The organism is Acidisoma sp. L85 (genome assembly GCF_009765865.1).
GTDB lineage: Bacteria > Pseudomonadota > Alphaproteobacteria > Acetobacterales > Acetobacteraceae > Acidisoma.
The window spans coordinates 366,382-386,451 of sequence record NZ_LMUQ01000073.1 but is presented as its reverse complement, the minus strand read 5'-3'; the positions used below and the strand labels follow the sequence as shown (position 1 = coordinate 386,451).

Sequence of the window (20,070 nt, the reverse complement as noted above, 5' to 3'; positions counted from 1 at the left end):
CAGCAGTACCCCACGCCCTACCAGCAGCCCGTAATGTACCAGCAGCAGCAGTACCCCACGCCCTACCAGCAGCCCGTACTGTACCAGCAACAGCAGTACGCCACGCCCTACCAGCAGCCCCCGCCGTCTCAGCCGCAGGCTTCCTATAGTTCGTCTACGTATCAGACCCCACGCAACTTCCAGCCTTGGTGAGACCATCCCCGATACCCTCGCCGTCTGCGATACGCAGACGGCGAGGCGCTTCCCGATCAATAGCCCACGCGTATAAACTGACGCTTTCGCGACGCAGATCTCCGCAGCGTCGAGGAGCTGGCATCAGGCGCGCCCGTAGCGCAAAAACTTCTTGAGGTCCCGGTAGCTGACTACAACCCACACAAACCCAAGCAAACGACTGGCATGATGGAAGATATCTCCGCTAAAACGGCGGCCTTTCCATCTACGCCTTCATAGTGAGACGCGTTTCACACGTCATTCTCCGATGACGGCAACCCTTATGCAGGGAATCTCAACGCCCCTGCCGGCTCGTATAAACGAAAAACACCGTCGTCAGCGCCAACACAATGAGCAACAGAACAAACGCAATCGCCGAACCCTCGTTCAGCGCTAGCCCCAGGAACGCGCGGCGATATGCGAAGAAACTCAGCACATCCGTGGAAACGCCCGGCCCGCCGCGCGTCAGCACATAGATGAGGTCGTACGTCCGAAACTCGTTGATGAGCTGGATGATGATGGCGATCACCGCGACCGGCCGCAGCATCGGCAGCGTCACGTAGCGGAAGCGCTGCCACGCATTGGCGCCATCCACTGCCGCGGCCTCCAGCGGCTCCAAAGGCAGTGATGCGAGCCCGGCGGCCAGGATCAGGATAACGAAGGAAACCTGCTGCCAGATATCGACGCCCACAATCGTCCAGAAGGCGAGATGCGTCGAGCCGAGCCAATCCACGCCTGGAATGCCGACGCTCTCCAGCAGCGTATTGGTGATGCCGAGGTTCGGCTGCAACAGCATATGCCAAACCAGTCCGACACTGACCGGCGACATCGCCATCGGGATCGTCAGGATGGCGAAATAAACCGCCTTCATCTTCACGACCTGATTGAGCATGACCGCGACGACAAGGCCGAGGAAGAACTCGCCCCCGACGGTCGCGACCGAATATTCCACCGTCGTCTTCATCGAATTCCAGAACAGCGGATCGGCGAAGATGGTGGCGAAATTGGCGAAGCCCTTAAAGGGCGTCAGCCGCGCATGGAGAAAGGTCAGCGAGGAGAAAGCCAAAACCCCCGCATAGACAACGGGAAAGCCCATCACCAGCGCGATCAAGGCGACACCGGGAAAGGCGAAACCCCAGCCGGTCAGCCGTGTCTTCACGCGCGACGATCCAGACCCGCGGCCGCCTCCTCTCCCGACAAGGGAGAGGAGCGCCGAGACACGAGACACGTTAGCTCAATGGTCATCGAGAGCGGATGCGTCTACTGTCCCGCCTTTTTTTGCAGATCGGCCAGCCCGTTCGCCGCTTTCTTCACCGCGGTATCCACATCCGTCTGATTAGACGCGGCGAGGGAAAGCTGCGTGCCGAGAACATCCTCATACTGCGCCGAATACGGGAATACTGGGAAGGCCATGCCCGTCGCCACAACCTGCTCGGCTTCCTTGTAATACGGATACTTCTTCAGCACGTCCGCATTCTGGTAGACGTCGCTGCGAACCGGGGCATGGCCCTCCATCGCGCGGGCGATGGAGATCTTCTCGCCCTGCACCCACTGAATGAAGGTCCAGGCCGCTTTCTGCAAAGCCGGACTCTCGTTCTTTGGAATTCCCCACCCCCAGCCACCGCTTTCGCCATGGCCGCCCGGCATCACCGCGATGGCAAGCTTGCCCGCGACCTTGGGACAAGCCTTCGGATCATTGACCTGCGGCAGCATCCACCAATAGGTCACGAAGCTGAAAGCGGCGCCCGAACACATGAGTCGCTGCGTATCGTCAAGCGTTGCCGACAACGCACCCTTCTGCGCCGCATGCTGAATGGCATCGACATACAACGTCAGCGCCTTCCGCGCCTCAGGGCTGTCGAGCGCCACATGTCCCTGATCGTCGAGATACCGGCCGCCCGACGAGAAAAGATAATTGGAGAACTCCATCGCATTCGGATCGCCGCGCTGGCCCTGCATCGCGGAACCGGCAATGCCCGCCTGGTCCTTCATGAAGCTCGCGATCCGCACATACTCCGCCAAGGTCTTCGGCGGTGCGAGATCAGTGTTGTATTTCGCCTTATAGGCTGCCTGCAGCTTGGGATCCTGCAGCAGGTCGGTCCGGTAGATCAGCCCCATCGAGTAGTTGTACATGGGGATCATATACAACGTGCCCTGGTTCTTCCCGACGAGGTCGATCATCGAGGGGATGAAGGGCGCGAGATCGAACTTCGAGGCATCGACCATCGGCTGCAAAGGCTGCAGCCACCCAGCGGCCGGAAACTCGCCGGCCCAGAGGAAATCGACTTCCAGCACATTGTAGAAACTGCTCGATCCAGTGAGCTGGGCCACCAGTTTGTCATGCATGTCGGAATAAACGAGCTTTTGGAACTCGACCTTGATGCCGGTTTCCTTCTGGAACTCCGGCAGCATGGATTCGATGATGTGCGTCTCGGGCACATCCTCCATCAGCGCATGCAGCGTGATGTCCTTCGCCTGCACCTGATGCAGGCCGAGCCCGAGAAAAGCGGTCAGAGAAGCAGCGAGAAGCGGGGTCTTCAGTTTGCGGCGCATCGGACGTCCCTTTCTGTTGTTTCGAGAAGAACAGCGGCAAGGCCGGCAGCGCTCACTTCACGCTCCCGAAGGTAAGGCCTTGCACGATGAAGCGCTGAATAAAGCGCGAGCCGATCGCGAGCGGCAGCACGGCCAGCACGACACCCGCCGAGATCGTCGCGATTTCCACCCCATTTGAGGATTGCAGTGCGGCGAGCGTCACCGGCACGGTCGCGGTGTCGGGACCCGTCAGCACCAGCGCGAACAGAAACTCGTTCCAGGCCAGGATAAAGCCAAGCGTCGCGGCGGCGGCGAGGCCTGGCAGCGAAACCGGAATCACCACCCGCCAGAAAGCGCCCCAGGGCGTCGCGCCGTCGATTAGCGCTGCGCCCTCCAAATCGGCTGGCACGCCCTCGAAGAATCCCATGAGGATCCAGCTCAAGAATGGCAAATTCAGCGCAGCATAAACGATGACGAGGCCAAGCACGGAATTGGTCAGGCCCACCGCGCGGAACAACGTGAAGACCGGCAAGACCAGCGCCACCGGCGGCAGCATCTGCGTCGCCAGCACCATGAAACGTCCCGCCAGACCGCCGAGACGGAAACGCGCGAAGGCATAACCCGTCATCGCCGCGAAAGGCAGCGCGATCAGCGTGGCGCCGCCGGCCGCGACCAGGCTGTTGATGTACGAGGAGCCAAAGTCGCTGTCCTCGCTGAACAGCGATGCGTAGTTACCGAAGGTGAAGCTCGGAAAGAGGCTGGCGGCATAGGCGCTGGCTTCCGGCACGAAACTGGTGCGCAGCACCCAAAGCAGCGGCAACAAGATGTAGAGCGAAAAAACCACGAGAACGAGGTGCGGCAGCAGACGATGACGCCTCAGCCCGGCCGCCCTGCCCGCTACGACGACCCCGTTCATCCCATGTAGACGCCGCCGGTGACGTTGACGCCCTGGCCTGTCATGAACCGCGCCGCGTCCGACAGCAGGAACACCACGAGCCCCGCGATATCCTCCGGCTCCTCCAGCCGTCCAAGCGGCGTGAGGGCGACATATTCGTTGAGGACCTCCTGCGGCGTCATGTCCCGCAGATCAGCCTCCCAGATCACCTCGCGCGACTGCATGCCCGTGCGCACGAAGCCGGGACAAACGGCGTTCACGCGGATGCCGTGCTTCGCCATCTCCCGCGCCAATGCCTGGGTCCAACCGAGCACCGCGAATTTGCTCGCCGAATAATGCGCGAGCAGCGGCGCACCGACCTTGCCGGCCAGCGAGGCGGTATTGCAGATGGCGCCCTGGGTGCCAGTGGCGACAAAGTGCCGGCAAGCCGCCTGATTGACGAGAAAGACGCCCCGCGCGTTGACGTCGAAGTTGAAGTCCCAGTCCTCGTCGGTGAGGTCGAGCGCGGGCTTCATCGAGGAGACGCCGGCATTGGCAACCAGCAGATCGCAGCCACCCGCTTTGGCCAGCACTTCATCAAAACCGGCGGTGACGCTGGCGCGCTGAGTCACATTCATGTGAACAGCCAGGGCGTCGGGCGCCAGTTGCCGTGCAGTTTCGGTTGCCGCGTCCAGATTGATGTCGGCGATCACAACCCGAACGCCATGCGCCACCAGGGCTGCGGCGATCGCCCGGCCGATACCGGTTGCGCCGCCGGTGATGAGCGCGGTCTTCCCCGCAAGATCCTGGCCTAGAGGGTGCATGTCTTCTCCCGCGCGAAAGTCCCTGACTCATACCAGCCGTTAACAAGGCGTCAAACATTTTCCACCAGCTTTGTGGTTATTTTTGTTCGATTGTGTTGTATGCACTTCGTTAGTCGGTTAAGGATTCCTGCATGAGCGAGCGAGCGGCGTTACTTCCCAGCCAAAGTTTCGGCATACTCCCGGCCAGTCCAGCGGAGGCGCGGCGCCACGCGATCTACCGCCTCATCACGCGGCAGGGCTTCGTCTCGGTCACCGACCTCGCCAAGGGGATCGGGATCTCCGATATGACCGTGCGACGCGATCTGGAAGCGCTGGTGCGGGACGGGCTGGTGCGCCGGTCGCATGGCGGCGCCACCAGCGCGGTCGAGCATCCGGCCGTGGTGCCTGTGGAACCTTCTTTTGCCGCACGTCGCGATCTCAACCGCCAGCTTAAGCAGGACATCGCGGCGGCGGCGGCGGCCCAGGTGCAGCCGGGCGACGTGATTGGCCTGGACATCGGCTCGACCGTCGCCTGCCTCGCGGCTGAATTGGCGCCGCTCGCAGGGATCGAGATCGTGACGAATAGTATGCAAGCCGTACTGGCGATGGCCTCCCCGGTTCAGCCGGAGGTCTTCATGCTCGGCGGCCAGCTACGACCGCGCGAGGGCTCGCTCTGCGGCAGCATCACGCGGCAACAACTCGCGGGGCATTGGATGTGCCGCGTCTTCCTCGGCGCCTCCGGCATCGACGAACATGGCATTTACGATTATGCGCCAGCCGAGGCGGAGGTGAAGGGTGCCTTCATCCAACGCGCCGAGGCGGTCACGGTGTTGTGCGACAGCAGCAAATTCGGACGGCGCTCCTTCGTTCGCGTCTGCGACTTCACGCCGATCGGCACGCTCATCACCGACGCCGCGCCGCCAGAGGAGATCCGCGCTGCCTTGGAGCAAGCCGGCACGGAGATCATCATCGCGCCTTCCCGCGCCGCCAGCTAACCCCAGCAGCCAACAAGGACGACGGCATGTTCGATTTCTTCGAGGGCACGAAGAAGGTCGTGATCGGCATGATCCATATCGGCGCTCTGCCGGGGACGCCGCTTTATGACGAGCGCGGCGGCATGCGCGCATTGATCGACGGCGCGATGGCGGATCTGGAGGCCTTGCAGGCCGGCGGGGTCGACGCCGTCATGTTCGGCAACGAGAACGACCGGCCCTATTCCCTGAAAGCGCCGGTCGCTTCCATCGCCGCGATGAGCGCCGTAGTGACCTCGGTCAAGCCCGCGATCGACCGGCCCTTCGGGGTCAACTACCTTTGGGATCCGGTCGCGAGCGTCGCCATCGCGGCGGCCACCGGCGCGCGCTTCGTGCGGGAGATCTTCACCGGCGTCTATGCCTCGGATATGGGGCTCTGGGTGCCGGATTGTGACGGCGCCCTGCGTGCGCGGCGCGACCTCGGTGTGCGGGACCTCAAGTTGCTCTTCAACATCAATGCCGAATTCGCCGCCCCCTTGGATACCCGGCCGCTCGGGCTCCGGGCGCGCAGCGCGGTTTTCTCCTCCCTGGCTGATGCGATCCTGGTTTCCGGCCCGATCACCGGTCAGGCGACCGAACAGTCGGATCTAAATGCCGTCTGCGCGGTCGTGAAGGACGTGCCCGTGCTCGCCAATACGGGTGTCAATATCGGCAATGTGGCTGATATCCTTAGTGTCGCCGACGGCTGCGTGGTGGGCACTCACTTCAAGGTCGATGGCCATACCTGGAACGCGGTGGACACGACGAGAGTGAAGCGCTTCATGGACTTAGTCGGCACACTGCGTGCCTGACATTCGCAACGAAGCGGGCGTGCTCCCCGCCAGGCGCGACACATGACTGGCTCATTGCTCGCGCTAAACTGACTTGGCGGGAGGCCTGGAAGGGTTGCAAATACTCCTTCACTTGGCATCTCTCGCGACAGCTATGAAAAATGATTCGGTCAATGAGGCGGTCGTCGCCTGATGTGCATTCTCCTCGTTGAGGATGAATGGCTCATCCGTACCATCATGGCCGAAGAATTGGTGGATGCGGGCTTTGAGGTTGAACAGGCCGAAAGCGGCGACGCTGCACTCTCGATGGTCGATGTTCCCTTTCCGTTCTTTACCATTCTCGTGACCGACATCCATATGCCCGGCAAGACGGACGGAATCGCCCTGGCCCGTTTCGTCCGCCGGCGGCACCCCAACGTTCCCATCATCTACACCACAGGCCGGCCCGATGCGCTGGACGCCGACGAACTACAGGGCGGCCGGATTTCCACGCTCGTGAAGCCCTACAAACCGAGCCGGCTGATCGAGGCAGTGCGCATAGCCCTCGCCGCCTGAGGCAAGTGCGACGCGCTAGGTGTAGATCATCTTCCGGGTCATGCCTCCGTCCACCACGAACTCCGCTCCGGTCACGAAGCCGCTGTCCGTCCCAATGAGCCAGGAGACGAGCGACGCGATGTCCTCCACGCGGCCGACCCGCCCGGCTGGATGCTGGCCGTGATCCTCCGGCCGTAAAGGCTCGTCTTTGGTATTGATCCAGCCGGGGCTAATGCAATTGACCCGGATTGCAGGCCCGAGACTTACCGCGAGCGCATGAGTTAGCGCGACGAGGCCGCCTTTCGACGCCGCATAGCTCTCCGTATCCGGCTCCGACTGATGCGCCCGGGTCGAGGCGATCGTGATGATCGTGCCACGCGTCTCACACAGCAAAGCCTCCGCGGCCTTGGCGAGAAGGAAGGTGCTGGTGAGATTCGTCGCCAGCACCGCATTCCATTCGGCAAGCGTGAGATCGCGGATCGGCTTGCGGTTCATGAAGCCTGCATTGCTCACGAATGCGTCGAGGCGGCCTTCCGTCGTGCGGATTCCGTCAACGAGCGTCGCGACCGCCGCTTCTTCGGACACGTCCGCCTCGACGAAGCGCGCGCCGGCTATCTCTTCGAAAGGCGGCTGGCGATCCGCCATCACCACGCGCCACCCTTCCACCGTCATCCGCCGCGCGACGCCCAAGCCGATGCCAGCAGCGCCTCCAGTGACCAGAACCACTTTCGTCAAGACACTCACCCCCGAAACCACGGTGCCCTGCACCGTCTGCCACAATGGGCGAGGATTGGCACGGCACGGCCCTCGGGCGCTTTCCAATTCATATCGAATCTGCAATATAAAGGCATGTACAACCGCCTACATGCCTTGCGCGCGCGCGGCCAGCTTGATTCCGCGGAAAATCACTACCGCCGCATCCTAGCCGATACGCCAAGGGATTTCGACGCGCTCATGGGCGTGAGCTTCTGCGCCCGGCTCAAGGACGATCAGGCGATCGCGCTGGCAGGCTTCGAGGCCGCGTTCCGGGCCCATCCCGATCGGCCGGAACCGGTCATCGAACTTGCCCGAACCCTCAGGGACACCGGGCAACTCGCGGAGGCGGTTGAGGCACTCGGCCGCCTCCCCGATCACTACATGGCCCGCATGATGCGAGGCGCGGTGGCTCGCAGGCTCGGGGAGATCGAAGCGGCGCTCGTCAGCTTCGGCCATGCTCATGTCCTGGCACGGGACCGGCCGGAACCCCTCAACGAACTCGTTGTCACACTGCGCGACCAGGGGCGCTACGCGGAAGCTCTCGAAGTGGCTGGGCGCCTGCGGCAGCGCGACCTGGCCGTGGCGCTTGTGGCCGAGCGTGGCATCGGCGCCGCCCAGCGCCGCGAAGGCGATCACCATGGTGCACTCGCCACCTTCGCCAAGGCCCTAACCGCCAACCCGGAAAACCTAGATCTGCTGATCGAAACCGCCACCGAGCATGATGCGCTAGGGCAGCCGGAACAGGCGATCGCCCTGCTCGACCGTGCTCTGGCGATCGACGGCCGCCATCTTCCAACATTGATCGCCGCAGCGAACCATCATCGCGGCCAGGGCGACGGGCTTGCGGCCCTCGCCTGTTTTCAGGCGGCAATGGCGGCGGATCCCGCTGATGCCGAGGCGATCCTGGGTCTAGGCCGGGAATTGCGGGACGCCGGGCGGCTCGATGAGGCGGCCGCCATTCTCGCGCGCCTGCCCGATCACTACGGCGCTGTTCTGATGCGCGGCCTGGCGGCCCGGCGGATGGCGGCGATCGACACCGCCATCGCCTGCCTCGAACATGCTCACAGCCTGGCCCCCGCGCGTCCCGAACCGCTCGCCCAGATTATCGTCACGCTACGCGACCAAGGGCGTTTCGCTGAAGCGGCTGCGGTGGTCGAACGCTTGCGGGCGCTGGATCCGGATCAGGCGACGGCAGCGACGCGGATCATCGGGCTGAATCAGCGTCGCGCCGGGGATCGCGCCGGCGCCCTCAGTGCCTTCACTCGTCTCGCGAGCAGCGCGCCCGGCAACGCCGATTGGCCAGTCGAGATGGCGACCGAATGCCAGGCGCTCGGCCGATTGGAAGAGGCGAAAGCCCTGCTCGACCGGGCGCTCGCGATCGACGGCCGCCACCCGCAGGCCATGCTCATGACTGCGGAACACCATCGCGCGGTGGGCGATCGAGCGGCGTCGCTAGCCGCCTTCGAGAAGGCGCTCGCTGTGCATTCCGAACACGCTGAGCTCGTCCTCGGCTATGCAAAAGTGCTGCGGGATGCCGCGCGGATACAGGAAGCGCGCGACATTCTCGCCCGGCTGCCGGACCACTACGCCGCCCTCATGCTGCGCGGGGCATTGGCGCGACGGGATGGCGATACCGAAGCCGCCCTCGTCAGCTTCGGCCATGCCCATGTCATGGCCACAGCGCGGGCCGAGCCACTTCAAGAACTCGTCGTCACCCTGCGCGACCAGGGCCGCTACGCCGAGGCTCTCGAAGTGGCCGGGCGACTGCGATCCCAGGATCCTGCGCGTATTGTATCGGCGGAAAGCACCATCGGCATCATTCACCGTCGCGCTGGCGACCGCGCCCTCGCACTCGCGGCTTTTTCGCGTGCCGCGGCGTTGAAAGCCGACGATGCCGATCTCATCGTCGAGATGGCGACCGAGTATCAGGCACTCGGCCAGCCGAAACATGCTGTCGCCCTGCTCGATCGCGCGCTCGGTCTGAACGCCAACCATCTGCGCGCGCTCACGATGTCCTTCGACCGCCTGCGGCTCCTCGGCGACCGCGACGGCGCGCTTGTTCTGGCGCAGCGCATCGCCTCGCATTACCCGGGGCTGGCACAGGCGAGACTCCATCTCAGCCGTGCGCTTTACGAACTCGATCACCTGAGCCAGGCCGAAGCCGTTCTCGCCGAGGCCGAAACCGAATTCGGCCCTCTGCCGGAGTTCACGGCCGAACGCATCACTCGCCTGCGCCATAGTGGGCGATGGCAGGAAGCATTGGCCAAATCCCGAGCTGCCCGCCTCGCTCATCCGCGCGACTTCAAACTATGGTTCCAGGGTCTGCACCTCGAATTGCTGATCGGCACACCAGCGGAGATTCGTCTCTGCCTGGATCGTGCTGCAGCCGCTACGGCCGCCAATCGCGGCCGGGTGCTGCAAGGCGAGGCGCTTCTCGCGGAGCGCGAGCATCGGCTGGAGGATGCGATTACCCATGCGGAAGCCGCAATGGAGACCGACCCTGTAGGCCTGCCGGGACTCGCGGATGCGTTGCGCTTCCGGCTCCTCATCTTGGACCTGCCAAAGGCGCAACAGCATCTCCAGGCGCATGCGGCCGGGCTTCTAGCCGCCAAGCGGCTGCATGGAAAATCGCCCAACGCGTCGCAGAACTTCCTCGGCAAACTCTGCAACGAACTGGCCCTCGACCCCGCCGCGCTCGCCGATCTCCGAGCTCTGCGCCCGCTACCGCCCATACAGCGCATCGCCGCCCTCGCCGAGCTCGCGCGCCACCGCCCGGACCATATCCCGACCGCGACGATGATGGTGATCGCGCTACGCGAGGCGGGGCTTTTAGACCGGCAATCCGGGGAGGACGACGCGCCCCTTGCCAGCACTCCGCTGATCCCGCCGACCATCGGCCAATATTGGGATACGATGGAACCACCGCCGGACCTCTGGGCGCTGCACCAAAGCTGGGGTCTCCTAAACCCTGACCACGAGGTTCGGCTGTTCAGCCACGAGACGGCAACCCGCTTCCTGGAAGCCAATTTCCCGCCGCCTATAAGGCTTGCCTATGCACGCTCCTCCGAGCCGGCGAAGCGAGCGGATATCTTCCGCCTCGCCTATCTCTGGATGGAAGGCGGCTTCTGGGCGGATATGGATGATCGCGCGGTCGCACCGTTCGCGTCGCTCGTACGGTCCTCCACACGTGCCTTCTTCGGACAAGAACAATGGGGCACGCTCGGCAACAACATCATGGGCGTGACACCGCGGATGCCCCTGATCGGCTGGGCGCTGAGCACGGCGGTGACTGCCACCAATCGAGGCGACACCGATCTCCTGTGGTTCTCGACCGGTCCGGGGCTCATCACGCGCGCCTTCGTCCAGCAGGTCGCGGCGGCGGGTACAGACTGCACAGCCTGGCTAAGCGACGTGCTGGTTCTGGAGCGTTACGACCTCTACCGGATCGCATCCTTGCATTGCCGCACGTCGCACAAGAAATCGCAGAAGCACTGGTCCCACACGGCATATGGCGGAGCCCGCGAAAACACGACACGACACGACGCGGATCTGGCTGCACGACGCGCCGGATAACACCTCCAGACGCTCCCGAAGCAAGCGACCCGCTAATCCTCGCGGCCGGTCACGATCCTCTCGTAGAGTTCGAGCGCTTTCTGGTTCTGCTTGACAATGTTGAATTCGAGCATGACATGCGCTCGCCCCTGCCGCCCAAGCTGCGGACCTAGATCCCGGTTGTCGTAAAGATAGATGATGTTGCTCGCGAGGGCCTCGACATCGTGCTCGGGGGAAAGCAGGCCCGTATAGCCATCTACCACCGCTTCCGGAATGCCGCTATGGAATGTCGAGAGCACCGGCAGACCCGTCGCCATCGCTTCCATCGCGACCGTTGGGATGCCTTCCATATCGCCGTCCGGGCCGGTGACGCTGGGCACCATCATGACATGCGCCGTCGCCATGAGCCGCGTCACTTCGGCATGGGGCTGAGCGCCGAGCAGCGAGACATGCCGGCCTATATCGAGCGATGCAACCAACGCCTCCAGCTTTCCCTTCTCCTCGCCCTCACCCACGAGCAAGTAGCGAAGTCTCAGATCCGGACGCCGTTCCATCGCCTTCGCAACCGCGAGGATGCCGTATTCCATCCCCTTTTTGTAAACCAGACGTGCGACCGAGATGATGTTGAGCGCTTCGCCCTCCTCTCGATGACGACGAGCGAAACTGAATTTCGTCGTGTCGATACCGACGCGATGAACCTGCACATCCTTCGGTTCGAAGCCCAGCGAGATAAGTCGCTCACGAAAAAACTCGCTGACCGGAAGCGCCTTGTGGAGACGCCGCTTGATGTCGTCATACAGGGACGTGCCAAACCGCTGGATATGCGCCGAGACATCGATCCCATGGAACGAGCAAACCACCGGCGCGCTGAAGGCGCCAAGATCCATGTAGCGGAAGACCACCTTGGGCCGGTGCCCGAAATGGCAATGCACCAAATCCACATCGGCGGCAGTACGCGAAATGATATGAGCGGCGTGATAATCGGCGATCGTCTCGTTGGACCGCTGCAACAGATCGCGCGCCATCTCCAGCGTCTCGCCGTGTTCACCCAGGGAATCAGCACTCCCCGCGCGAAGCGATGGTAGCTTGGCCGCCAGGACACGGCCCGGCCGCACTAATTGGTTGATCGCCAAAATCTGCCGCTCAGGCGGCTGCAGCATCGTCGAACGTTCGGACAGTCCATATTTGTGATATTCCGGTGGCATTTGATCCATGCGGCTCGGCCGCGTGTGCAGAACGCGAACGTCGTGCCCGAGGTCGATCAAGCCGGTAATGTGGTTCAACACGAAGCTTTCGGACAGCTTCGGAAACTCCCCCGTCATCACCAGAATTTTCAACGGCCGGCGCATGCGGGCCGGCAAGTTCGTCTTGAAGCTCCGCTCCACCTCGGCGCGCGCGACATCACGCTCATAGACGCCCCGAAGCCGCTTGACGGTGAGCGAAGTCGTTTTTGCCTTGATTTCGATCAGCTCACGGTAAGTCGCCAGATATCGCTCGCCCACAATCTCCGGCACATAGTGCTGAGCGGCCGCGTGTGCTGCGTCGCGCATCTCCTCCAGCCGTTCCTCGGTCGTGGTCGCCAAACCCTCGATGATCTCGGCGAGCTGTTGCGGATGATCCGGATTGAAGATCCAACCGCTCTCCCCATGCGCGACGGTATCGGGAAGGCCGCCGCGATTCGTCGCGATGACCGGAACACGATGGGCGAAAGCCTCGATCGTGATGCGGCCAAAAGGCTCATGCCAGATCGATGGCGCGAGCAGCACATCGATCTTCGGGAAGAATTGTTCAGGATCGGCGAAACCGATGAAACGTGCGTCATGTGTCGCCGACAACGCCTGGATCCGGCTTGCAATCTCCGGATCCTGCAAATCTCCGGCCATGATCAGACTTGCCGCGTCGGGCCGCAGCTTGCTCATCACATCGATGATGAGGTTGATGCCTTTGCTGGCATGAAGGCGGCCAAGAAAGCCGATGCGGATCGGCGCTCCAACGGCTCGCGCCACTCTTGTTCGAGGTATATTTTTCGGACGGTATGAATTCGGAATCACGCGGGCGACAGCAGCCTTCGCGAAAAATCCTTTCGCCAGATGTCGTTGAAGCGTGAAGGAGCTGATTCCGACCACCCCATCGACGTGTTGCGACATCTGCAAGGCGAATTGGCTGCCAAGTTCGCAGGTTCCGCACTGCTCCCCGCAATCCCGCGCGCCGTCGAACAGATTGCGATCGCACATCAGCTTGTATTCACGAAGCGTGTGCAACACCGGAATGCCGAGCGGCGCCATCGTGCGCCACAATTGCGGCGCCCGGTGAAAAACATTGGTGTGTATGATATCCGGCCGCTCCGACAGGATAACGGGAAGCAGCAGATCGGCATGGGTGGCGGCGGGGTTGGGCCGCCCGACCAGAATGGTTTTCACCCCGCCGAGATCGCGCACCGAGTGAAGGCCGCTCTCAGGCATATCCCGCATATAGACGCGACGCGCCATGCACAGGAAGGTCACCTCATGACCCGCCTTGACAAAATGGTCGGCAATGCTCTGAACCGAGCGCTCGGCGCCACCAGGCCCTCCGAAAGCCGCGTGCTCCTGATTGATCAGCAGGATTTTCACGCGTGCAGCTCCACCAGCGTTCCCTCATGTCTAGGTGCCTTGTGGCGACGGCCTGCTCTCGTGGCAGGTTTTGCGTCTTGAGACTGCGGGAGACTGGCCGCCGCCGGTTGGTCCGCAATGCCGGTCTCCTCAAACGCCACGCCGACAATCTCCAGCCGCTCGGGCGCCAGCGCCGCGCGTGGTGCGAGTTCGGCGAGTGCGTGCAAGATCGCGCCGCGAAGCTCTGCCCGGGTGCTCACCGGAACGGAAATGGATCTTCCCTTCAGCCAGCTGGTAACATCAGCGCCATGTCGCGACAGATGCACCACCGGGGCGCCACGGGAAATCGCGAAGATCGCGGTATCCTCATCGGCGCAAATCACCGCGCGAGCCTCGTCGATAGCCGCCGCAACAGCTTCGACTCCCAGCATATCAAGATCCAACACGCGGAGTGGTTCTCGCGGATCGAATGCCAGGTCACACCCCTCGGGCAAAGGGTTCTTGCCGGTCGCGAACAAAACGGTCTCGGACCGCGAAGCCTCCGAATTCCGTTCGAGAGGCGCCGGACAGGCACCCGACGCCAGATCGCAAATCTCGGAGAGCCAGGCGGTATAGCCGCGATACCGGATCTCCGGATTCGCCGACTTCACGCTGCGCATGTCGGTGTAGTTATAGAGCAGCCGACAATCCGGTAGCGGAACATCCTCGCCCGCCATCACATATTCCGGCAGAACGAAACCAACCTCCGCGCGTTCCCAGACATCCTCCACGGCATGAAGCGCCGCCACCGAAGGATGCGCCCCCAGGATGAAGTCGGCGGCAGGCGTTGACCAAGGCACCACGACCTCGATCCTGCAATCGAAATGCTCGGCGAGGCCAGTGATCAGGCGACCGGCCAAGACACAATCCGCCAAGCGGTTCCCCGTCGCCAAAACCACAGGAATCCTTGCTGTAAGCGGATTGCGGTAGCGCCGCGTGATGGCGACGGCGGGAGCAACACGGCGATCGCTAAGCGCCGCAAGCAGGGCAAGTGTCTTGCTGTCGTCTGGAACGAGATGCAACACTTGCTCGCATTTGATCCTGGACGAAGCCCGTTCGCCAATGTCGTGCAGCAGTTGCGCGAGCACGCGCCGTGGCGGAACGAGAAGAGGATCCTGAGCGATCACATCCTCGAGGCAGAGCCGCGCCTCATCCGGCCGCTCCATGCCGAGCAATAGCCGAGCCCGCGCCTGCTGTCCTTCGAGATAGGTCGGATGCGACTTCGGCACCCGGTTCCAATACTCGAGCGCCAGCGCCCGCTGGCCTTCCTTATCAGCGACGCGCGCGAGAAGCGCCGCCGGCCACGGATCGGCCGGCCGCACCTCCATTGCACGCAAGGCAAACTCGCGGCTCGTCGTCAGATCATTGCTCGCCCGTGCGATACGCGCGCGCCGGAACAGGGCGTCGAAACTCTTTGGCTTACGCGATAGCACGGCATCGAGATGGGCGGCGGCCTCGGTGTAGTTCTTCGCTCGCTCGGCCTCGATCGCCAAGGCGATAAGTTCGCTGTCGGTGATCTTGTCTGGAGTCATGCAAGGTGCGACCGCCTGAACGGGTGGCGCTTCAATGAGCGTGCTCTGCGCGACCTCGGTCCAATCCGCGGGCAAGGTCAGCGCGCCGATCTCGTGATCACCGTAGTCCTCGTCTGTCGTCGCCCGGAAAATGAGGTTCGCGCCGGGCAGAACCGGGCGGGTTGTAGCATCGAGGGAGAATCTGAAGCTGTAATGCCCGTTCCCGATGCCGGCTTGCCGAAGATCATTGCGGTAGCGATCCGCGACCAGCTTTCCGATCGTGACGCCGTCGCTTTCGACAAGAATCTCCAGCCGTTTCTGCGGATTCAGTCGATCCCAGGCCCAGCCATTGATATGGCGGCCCTTAAGTCCCTCAACCCGGCCATCGATGGTATGCGCGCCGCTCTCCAACGCCGCCACGATGGCCGAGATCGTTGTGGCGTTCGCGTCATCGACAAGACGCAGCGAGATGCGATGCGTGTCGCCATCGCGGAATTGCGCCGGGAGCAGATATTCGAAACCATGTGCGCCGCTGCCGATCCCCGCATGTTCTAGATCCTTCCGCAGCCGATCAGCGGCAACCTGGCCGACCACAGCACCATCAATCAGGATTTGAAGGTTCAAGCGCAACTCCGGCGCGGCGGTGTCCCAGGCCCATCCTCGGAGCACTCCCGCGGAGGCGCCTTCCAACTTCCCACGTATCGTCACTCTCGTCCTTTGCGCGTCGATGCCCGCATCATGGACAGGCGGTAACCTTACGTCAATCGTAACGAAATCAGAAGTTGTGGCTCTAGCGTCGCCGAAGCTCCTTGTGTCAACTTCGTCTTTTTGGAGCGAAAAACTCCCATCATTCCGGGCCCTAGGATCTATCTCGCGACTATTTGGACTGATTTCCGCGTGACGCTCGACGTCACGGAATCAACGAGCGCGATCAAGATTTTCAGACACGGCGGCGGCTTTGGATTTCTCATTTGCCTCAAACGGGACGACCGTTAGTCCTGTCTGTGGGGTTCAGGCCGCGCCCGTCTCGCTCAACGGCCGCCTTTCGCTTGCCCGGCAGCCATGTCCACCGCCTATGGTGGAGCGCGCCCAGCACGCCTAAATAACGTCCAGGAGCTGCCAGGGATGCGGCAGCATCAGGCAAGCTTTGGGGAGGACGCTCATGGAAGACATCGTCATCGTATCCGCCGCACGGACGCCCGTCGGCAGCTTCAACGGCGCCTTCGCGACCGTGCCCGCGCACCAGCTCGGGGTGGTCGCCATCAAGGCGGCGCTGGAACGCGCCGGGCTGACCCCCGAGGAGGTCGATGAAGTCATCCTCGGCCAGGTGCTGACAGCGGGCCAAGGGCAGAACCCGGCACGGCAAGCCGCCATCCTCGCCGGCATTCCGCAGGAGCGCACTGCTTTCGGGATCAATCAGGTCTGCGGCTCGGGCCTTCGCGCCGTGGCACTCGCGGCGACGCAGATCGCTACCGGCCAGGCCGATATTATTGTCGCTGGCGGCCAGGAGAGCATGAGCCAGTCGACCCACTGCGCCTATCTGCGCGCGGGCCAGAAGATGGGCGACCTGAACCTGGTCGATACCATGATCAAGGACGGGTTGTGGGACGCCTTCAACGGCTACCACATGGGCACCACCGCCGAGAACGTGGCGACTCAATACCAGATCACGCGCGAGCAGCAGGATCAGTTCGCCGCCGGCTCCCAGCAGAAAGCCAGTGCGGCGCAGAAGGGCGGGCGGTTCAAGGACGAAATCGTTCCGGTCACCGTAAAGGGCCGCAAGGGCGATATCATCGTGAGCGACGACGAGTACATCCGCCATGATTCGACGGTCGAGGGAATGGCGAAGCTGCGTCCCGCCTTCAGCAAGGATGGCACCGTAACGGCTGGCAATGCCTCGGGCTTGAATGATGGTGCGGCGGCCCTGGTCGTGATGTCCGCCAAGGAAGCGGCGCGCCGTGGGCTTACACCGCTCGCCCGCATCGCCGGCTTCGCGACGGTTGGCGTCGATCCCAAGGTAATGGGAACCGGGCCCATCTATGCCTCACGCAAGGTGCTGGAGCGTACCGGCTGGAAGGCGAGTGACCTCGATCTGGTGGAGGCCAATGAGGCTTTCGCGGCGCAAGCCTATGCGGTGAACCAGGAGATGGGCTGGGACACCGGCCGCGTGAACGTCAACGGCGGGGCCATCGCGATCGGCCATCCGATCGGCGCCTCGGGCGCCCGGGTGCTGACGACCCTGCTGCATGAGTTGCAGAAGCGCGACGGGCACAAGGGGCTCGCCACGCTCTGCATCGGCGGCGGCATGGGCGTCGCGATGGCCGTGGAGCGGTAGTCGCAAGGGACAGAAAGGTTTCTCGTCTGCGGCACTCGCGGGGGGCGGCGGCCGGTTCGGCTCACCCACTGTCTGCATCCTGGCGTGCGGGGGAGCGCAACGCACACGACAGTCTTGGCCAAGACTGTCGAGTGGGCGTGTGCTAGCGTTCCGGCTAACCCTGGAGAATAGATCGTGCCGAGCCAAGCCATCACGAGACCTCTCGACCTTCCGGCGAAGCCCCTTATCGGCGGTAGCTGGACCCAGCGGATCGCGGCCGTTGCGATCGGCAGCGCGCTGCTGGCGATCGCCGCACATGTGCAGGTGCCATTCTGGCCGGTGCGGCTTTCCATGCAGAGCTTCGTGGTGCTGGCGATCGGCCTCGCCTGCGGCGGCCGGCTCGGCGCCGCCACCGTGCTCGCCTATATCGCGGAAGGCGCCTGCGGCCTGCCGGTGTTTCAGGGCGGTGCGGGTCTTGCCTATATGGCTGGTCCGACCGGCGGCTATCTGCTCGGCTACGTGCTGGCCGCCTGGACCGTCGGCACTATGGCCGATCGCGGCGCCACCCGCAGCTGGATCCGCACGGTCGCCGTCCTGTCTCTCGGCGAAGTGCTGATCTACGCCCCAGGCGTCGCCTGGCTCGCTGTCCTGTTCGGGCCGGCGAAGAGCCTGGGCTTCGGACTTCTGCCATTTCTGCCTGCCGAGGCGGTCAAGCTCGCCCTCGCAACAGCTGCGTGCCCCCTCCTGCGGCGCCCGGCGCGCTAAACGCCCCATGAGTGCCCGCGTGGCATGGGAGCCGACGAGCCACGCGGCCTCCGACTTAGCCGGCTTCTTCCTCGGCTCGTGGCAATTGACGCGGCGCGGCTGGGGCTGTGGACCAGGATCGTGCATGCGGCTCTCAGGCACCGCGCGATTTTTCCCCCTCGACGGCGCTCTGCTCTTCGAGGAGCGGGGCGTTATGACGCTCGGCGGCTATCTCGGCGAGGCGATCCGCCGATATGTCTTCCGCTTCACCGACGCCGGCACGGCTCTGGTATCTTTCGAGGACGGCAGACCGTTCCACCACTTGGAACTCCGGAACGGTAGCGCTTGCGTCCGGCATGATTGCGAACCGGACCTCTATGAGGGCCGCTACCGCCTGCTGGGCCCGGACCAGTGGCTATTGAGCTGGCGGATCACCGGCCCCCGCAAACAACAACTCATCACCAGCCGCTACCGGCGCAAAGCTCAACCCGGGCGGATCGTCTAGCCGCTCCACCGCTGCCCTGCGCCATCTGCAATTGCGGCGCGGTCGCGCGCGGCAGTAGGGTCCGCCGCGCTTGCCATCAGCAAAGGTATTCGCGCCGTGAGCCTGACCGCCGAACGTCTCGACCGCATCAGCCCCAGCCAGACCATCGCCATTTCGTCCAAGGCGCGGGCGCTGAAGGCCGCGGGCCGCGACATCATCAGCCTCTCTGCTGGCGAGCCCGATTTCGATACGCCTGCCAATGTGAAGGCCGCGGCGATCCGCGCCATCGAGAATGGCGACACGAAATATACCGACGTCGGTGGCACGCCGGCGCTGCGGGCGGCCGTCGCCGCCAAGTTCAAGCGGGACAGCGGGCTCGACTATTCGCCGTCCGAGGTCATGGTCTCCACGGGTGGCAAGCAGGTCATCTACAACGCCATGGTCGCCACGCTGAACGCCGGGGATGAGGTGATCATTCCGGCGCCGTGCTGGGTGAGCTACCCCGATATCGTAACCCTCGCCGATGGCGTGCCTGTCGTTCTTCCTTGCAGCCAGAACAACGGCTTCAAGCTCCGCGCGGAGGATTTGGAAGCCGCGATCACCCCGCGCACCCGCTGGCTGATGATCAACAGCCCCTGCAACCCGACCGGTGCCGCTTACTCGGCCGAGGAGCTGCGGCCGATCGCCGATGTGCTGCTGCGGCATCCAAACGTTTGGGTGATGACCGACGATATCTATGAGAAGCTGGTCTATGACGGCTTCAAACCCGCCACCCTCGCCGAGGTTGAGCCGAAGCTTAAGGACCGCACGCTGACCATGAATGGTTGCAGCAAGGCCTATGCCATGACCGGCTGGCGCATCGGCTTCTGCGGCGGTCCGGTGGCACTGATCAAGGCAATGGACAAGCTGCAGAGCCAGTCGACCTCGAATACCTGCAGCATCGCCCAGGCCGCGGCGGTCGAAGCACTGAACGGCGACCAGAGCTTCATCGCGGAGATGGTAGCGGTCTATAGGGAGCGGCGGGACCTGGTTGTCGGAATGCTCAACAAGGCACCGGGCCTGAACTGCGCGACGCCCGAAGGCGCCTTCTATGTCTTCCCGTCCATTCACGGCTGCATTGGCAAGACCAGCCGGGGCGGTACGGCGATTTCGGACGACGAAGCCTTCGTGACCGCGCTGCTGGAGGAGGAAGGCGTCGCCGCCGTGCATGGCGCGGCCTTTCTCTATCCCGGCCATTTCCGCATCAGCTACGCGACCGACACCGAATCACTGCGGAAGGCGTGCGAGCGCATCCAGCGGTTTTGTGAGGGCCTGAAGTAGGGCGC

Annotated in this window: 15 protein-coding genes; 8 read left to right on the top strand and 7 right to left on the bottom strand. The window is 63.4% G+C overall.

Features of this window, described 5'->3' with window-relative positions; translation table 11 throughout:
• Positions 1-505: 505 nt before the first annotated feature.
• The 4 genes from GSQ83_RS25380 to GSQ83_RS25365 all read right to left on the bottom strand — a co-directional run bounded on the left by GSQ83_RS25380 (position 506) and on the right by GSQ83_RS25365 (position 4,440).
• Entirely contained in the window at positions 506-1,369 is an 864-nt protein-coding gene (locus tag GSQ83_RS25380) for a carbohydrate ABC transporter permease (RefSeq protein WP_216850564.1), read from the bottom strand.
• 101 nt (positions 1,370-1,470) lie between these two features.
• Positions 1,471-2,763 carry an extracellular solute-binding protein gene (locus GSQ83_RS25375; RefSeq protein WP_158805629.1) on the bottom strand — a complete coding sequence of 431 codons (1,293 nt, stop codon included), beginning with the start codon at positions 2,761-2,763 and terminating at the stop codon, positions 1,471-1,473.
• A 52-nt stretch (positions 2,764-2,815) separates the two neighbouring features.
• On the bottom strand, positions 2,816-3,658 hold the full coding sequence (locus GSQ83_RS25370; protein WP_158805628.1) for a carbohydrate ABC transporter permease: 843 nt from the start codon (positions 3,656-3,658) through the stop codon (positions 2,816-2,818).
• A complete protein-coding gene (locus tag GSQ83_RS25365) occupies positions 3,655-4,440 on the bottom strand; it encodes an SDR family NAD(P)-dependent oxidoreductase (protein ID WP_158805627.1) in 786 nt (261 codons plus the stop codon). The genes GSQ83_RS25370 and GSQ83_RS25365 overlap by 4 nt, the downstream gene beginning before the upstream one ends.
• Positions 4,441-4,571: 131 nt before the next feature.
• Here GSQ83_RS25365 and GSQ83_RS25360 point away from each other — a divergent pair, with 131 nt between their 5' ends.
• The 3 genes from GSQ83_RS25360 (at position 4,572) to GSQ83_RS25350 (ending at position 6,775) form a co-directional block, all read left to right on the top strand.
• A complete protein-coding gene (locus tag GSQ83_RS25360) occupies positions 4,572-5,414 on the top strand; it encodes a DeoR/GlpR family DNA-binding transcription regulator (RefSeq protein ID WP_158805626.1) in 843 nt (280 codons plus the stop codon).
• 26 nt (positions 5,415-5,440) lie between these two features.
• On the top strand, positions 5,441-6,241 hold the full coding sequence (locus tag GSQ83_RS25355) for a BtpA/SgcQ family protein (RefSeq protein WP_158805625.1): 801 nt from the start codon (positions 5,441-5,443) through the stop codon (positions 6,239-6,241).
• Positions 6,242-6,412: 171 nt separating this feature from the next.
• Positions 6,413-6,775: a response regulator gene (locus GSQ83_RS25350; RefSeq protein WP_158805624.1), complete on the top strand. Its 363-nt coding sequence runs from the start codon at positions 6,413-6,415 to the stop codon at positions 6,773-6,775.
• A gap of 15 nt (positions 6,776-6,790) precedes the next feature.
• On the opposite strand, the gene GSQ83_RS25345 is transcribed toward GSQ83_RS25350, so the two are convergent.
• Positions 6,791-7,489, bottom strand: coding sequence for an SDR family oxidoreductase (locus tag GSQ83_RS25345; protein ID WP_254065899.1), 699 nt, complete (start codon positions 7,487-7,489; stop codon positions 6,791-6,793).
• A 114-nt stretch (positions 7,490-7,603) separates the two neighbouring features.
• On the opposite strand from GSQ83_RS25345, the gene GSQ83_RS25340 reads away from it, so the two are divergent.
• Positions 7,604-11,083: a tetratricopeptide repeat protein gene (locus tag GSQ83_RS25340; protein ID WP_158805622.1), complete on the top strand. Its 3,480-nt coding sequence runs from the start codon at positions 7,604-7,606 to the stop codon at positions 11,081-11,083.
• A 32-nt stretch (positions 11,084-11,115) separates the two neighbouring features.
• Here the strand turns inward: GSQ83_RS25340 and GSQ83_RS25335 are convergent, their stop codons facing one another.
• The gene (locus GSQ83_RS25335) at positions 11,116-13,674 is read right to left on the bottom strand and encodes a glycosyltransferase (protein ID WP_158805621.1); all 2,559 of its coding nucleotides are present in this window, start codon (positions 13,672-13,674) and stop codon (positions 11,116-11,118) included.
• Positions 13,671-15,827, bottom strand: coding sequence for a lipopolysaccharide assembly protein LapB (locus tag GSQ83_RS25330; protein ID WP_158805620.1), 2,157 nt, complete (start codon positions 15,825-15,827; stop codon positions 13,671-13,673). The genes GSQ83_RS25335 and GSQ83_RS25330 overlap by 4 nt, the downstream gene beginning before the upstream one ends.
• A 538-nt stretch (positions 15,828-16,365) precedes the next feature.
• Here GSQ83_RS25330 and GSQ83_RS25325 point away from each other — a divergent pair.
• The 4 genes from GSQ83_RS25325 to GSQ83_RS25310 all read left to right on the top strand — a co-directional run bounded on the left by GSQ83_RS25325 (position 16,366) and on the right by GSQ83_RS25310 (position 20,065).
• Positions 16,366-17,538, top strand: coding sequence for an acetyl-CoA C-acetyltransferase (locus GSQ83_RS25325; RefSeq protein WP_158805619.1), 1,173 nt, complete (start codon positions 16,366-16,368; stop codon positions 17,536-17,538).
• 174 nt (positions 17,539-17,712) lie between these two features.
• Complete coding sequence (locus GSQ83_RS25320; RefSeq protein WP_254065898.1) at positions 17,713-18,282, top strand: biotin transporter BioY; 570 nt, start codon at positions 17,713-17,715, stop codon at positions 18,280-18,282.
• 7 nt (positions 18,283-18,289) lie between these two features.
• Positions 18,290-18,766, top strand: a complete 477-nt coding sequence (locus tag GSQ83_RS25315; RefSeq protein WP_256367062.1) for a DUF6314 family protein — start codon at positions 18,290-18,292, stop codon at positions 18,764-18,766.
• A gap of 96 nt (positions 18,767-18,862) precedes the next feature.
• Positions 18,863-20,065, top strand: a complete 1,203-nt coding sequence (locus GSQ83_RS25310; RefSeq protein ID WP_158805617.1) for a pyridoxal phosphate-dependent aminotransferase — start codon at positions 18,863-18,865, stop codon at positions 20,063-20,065.
• Positions 20,066-20,070: the final 5 nt, after the last annotated feature.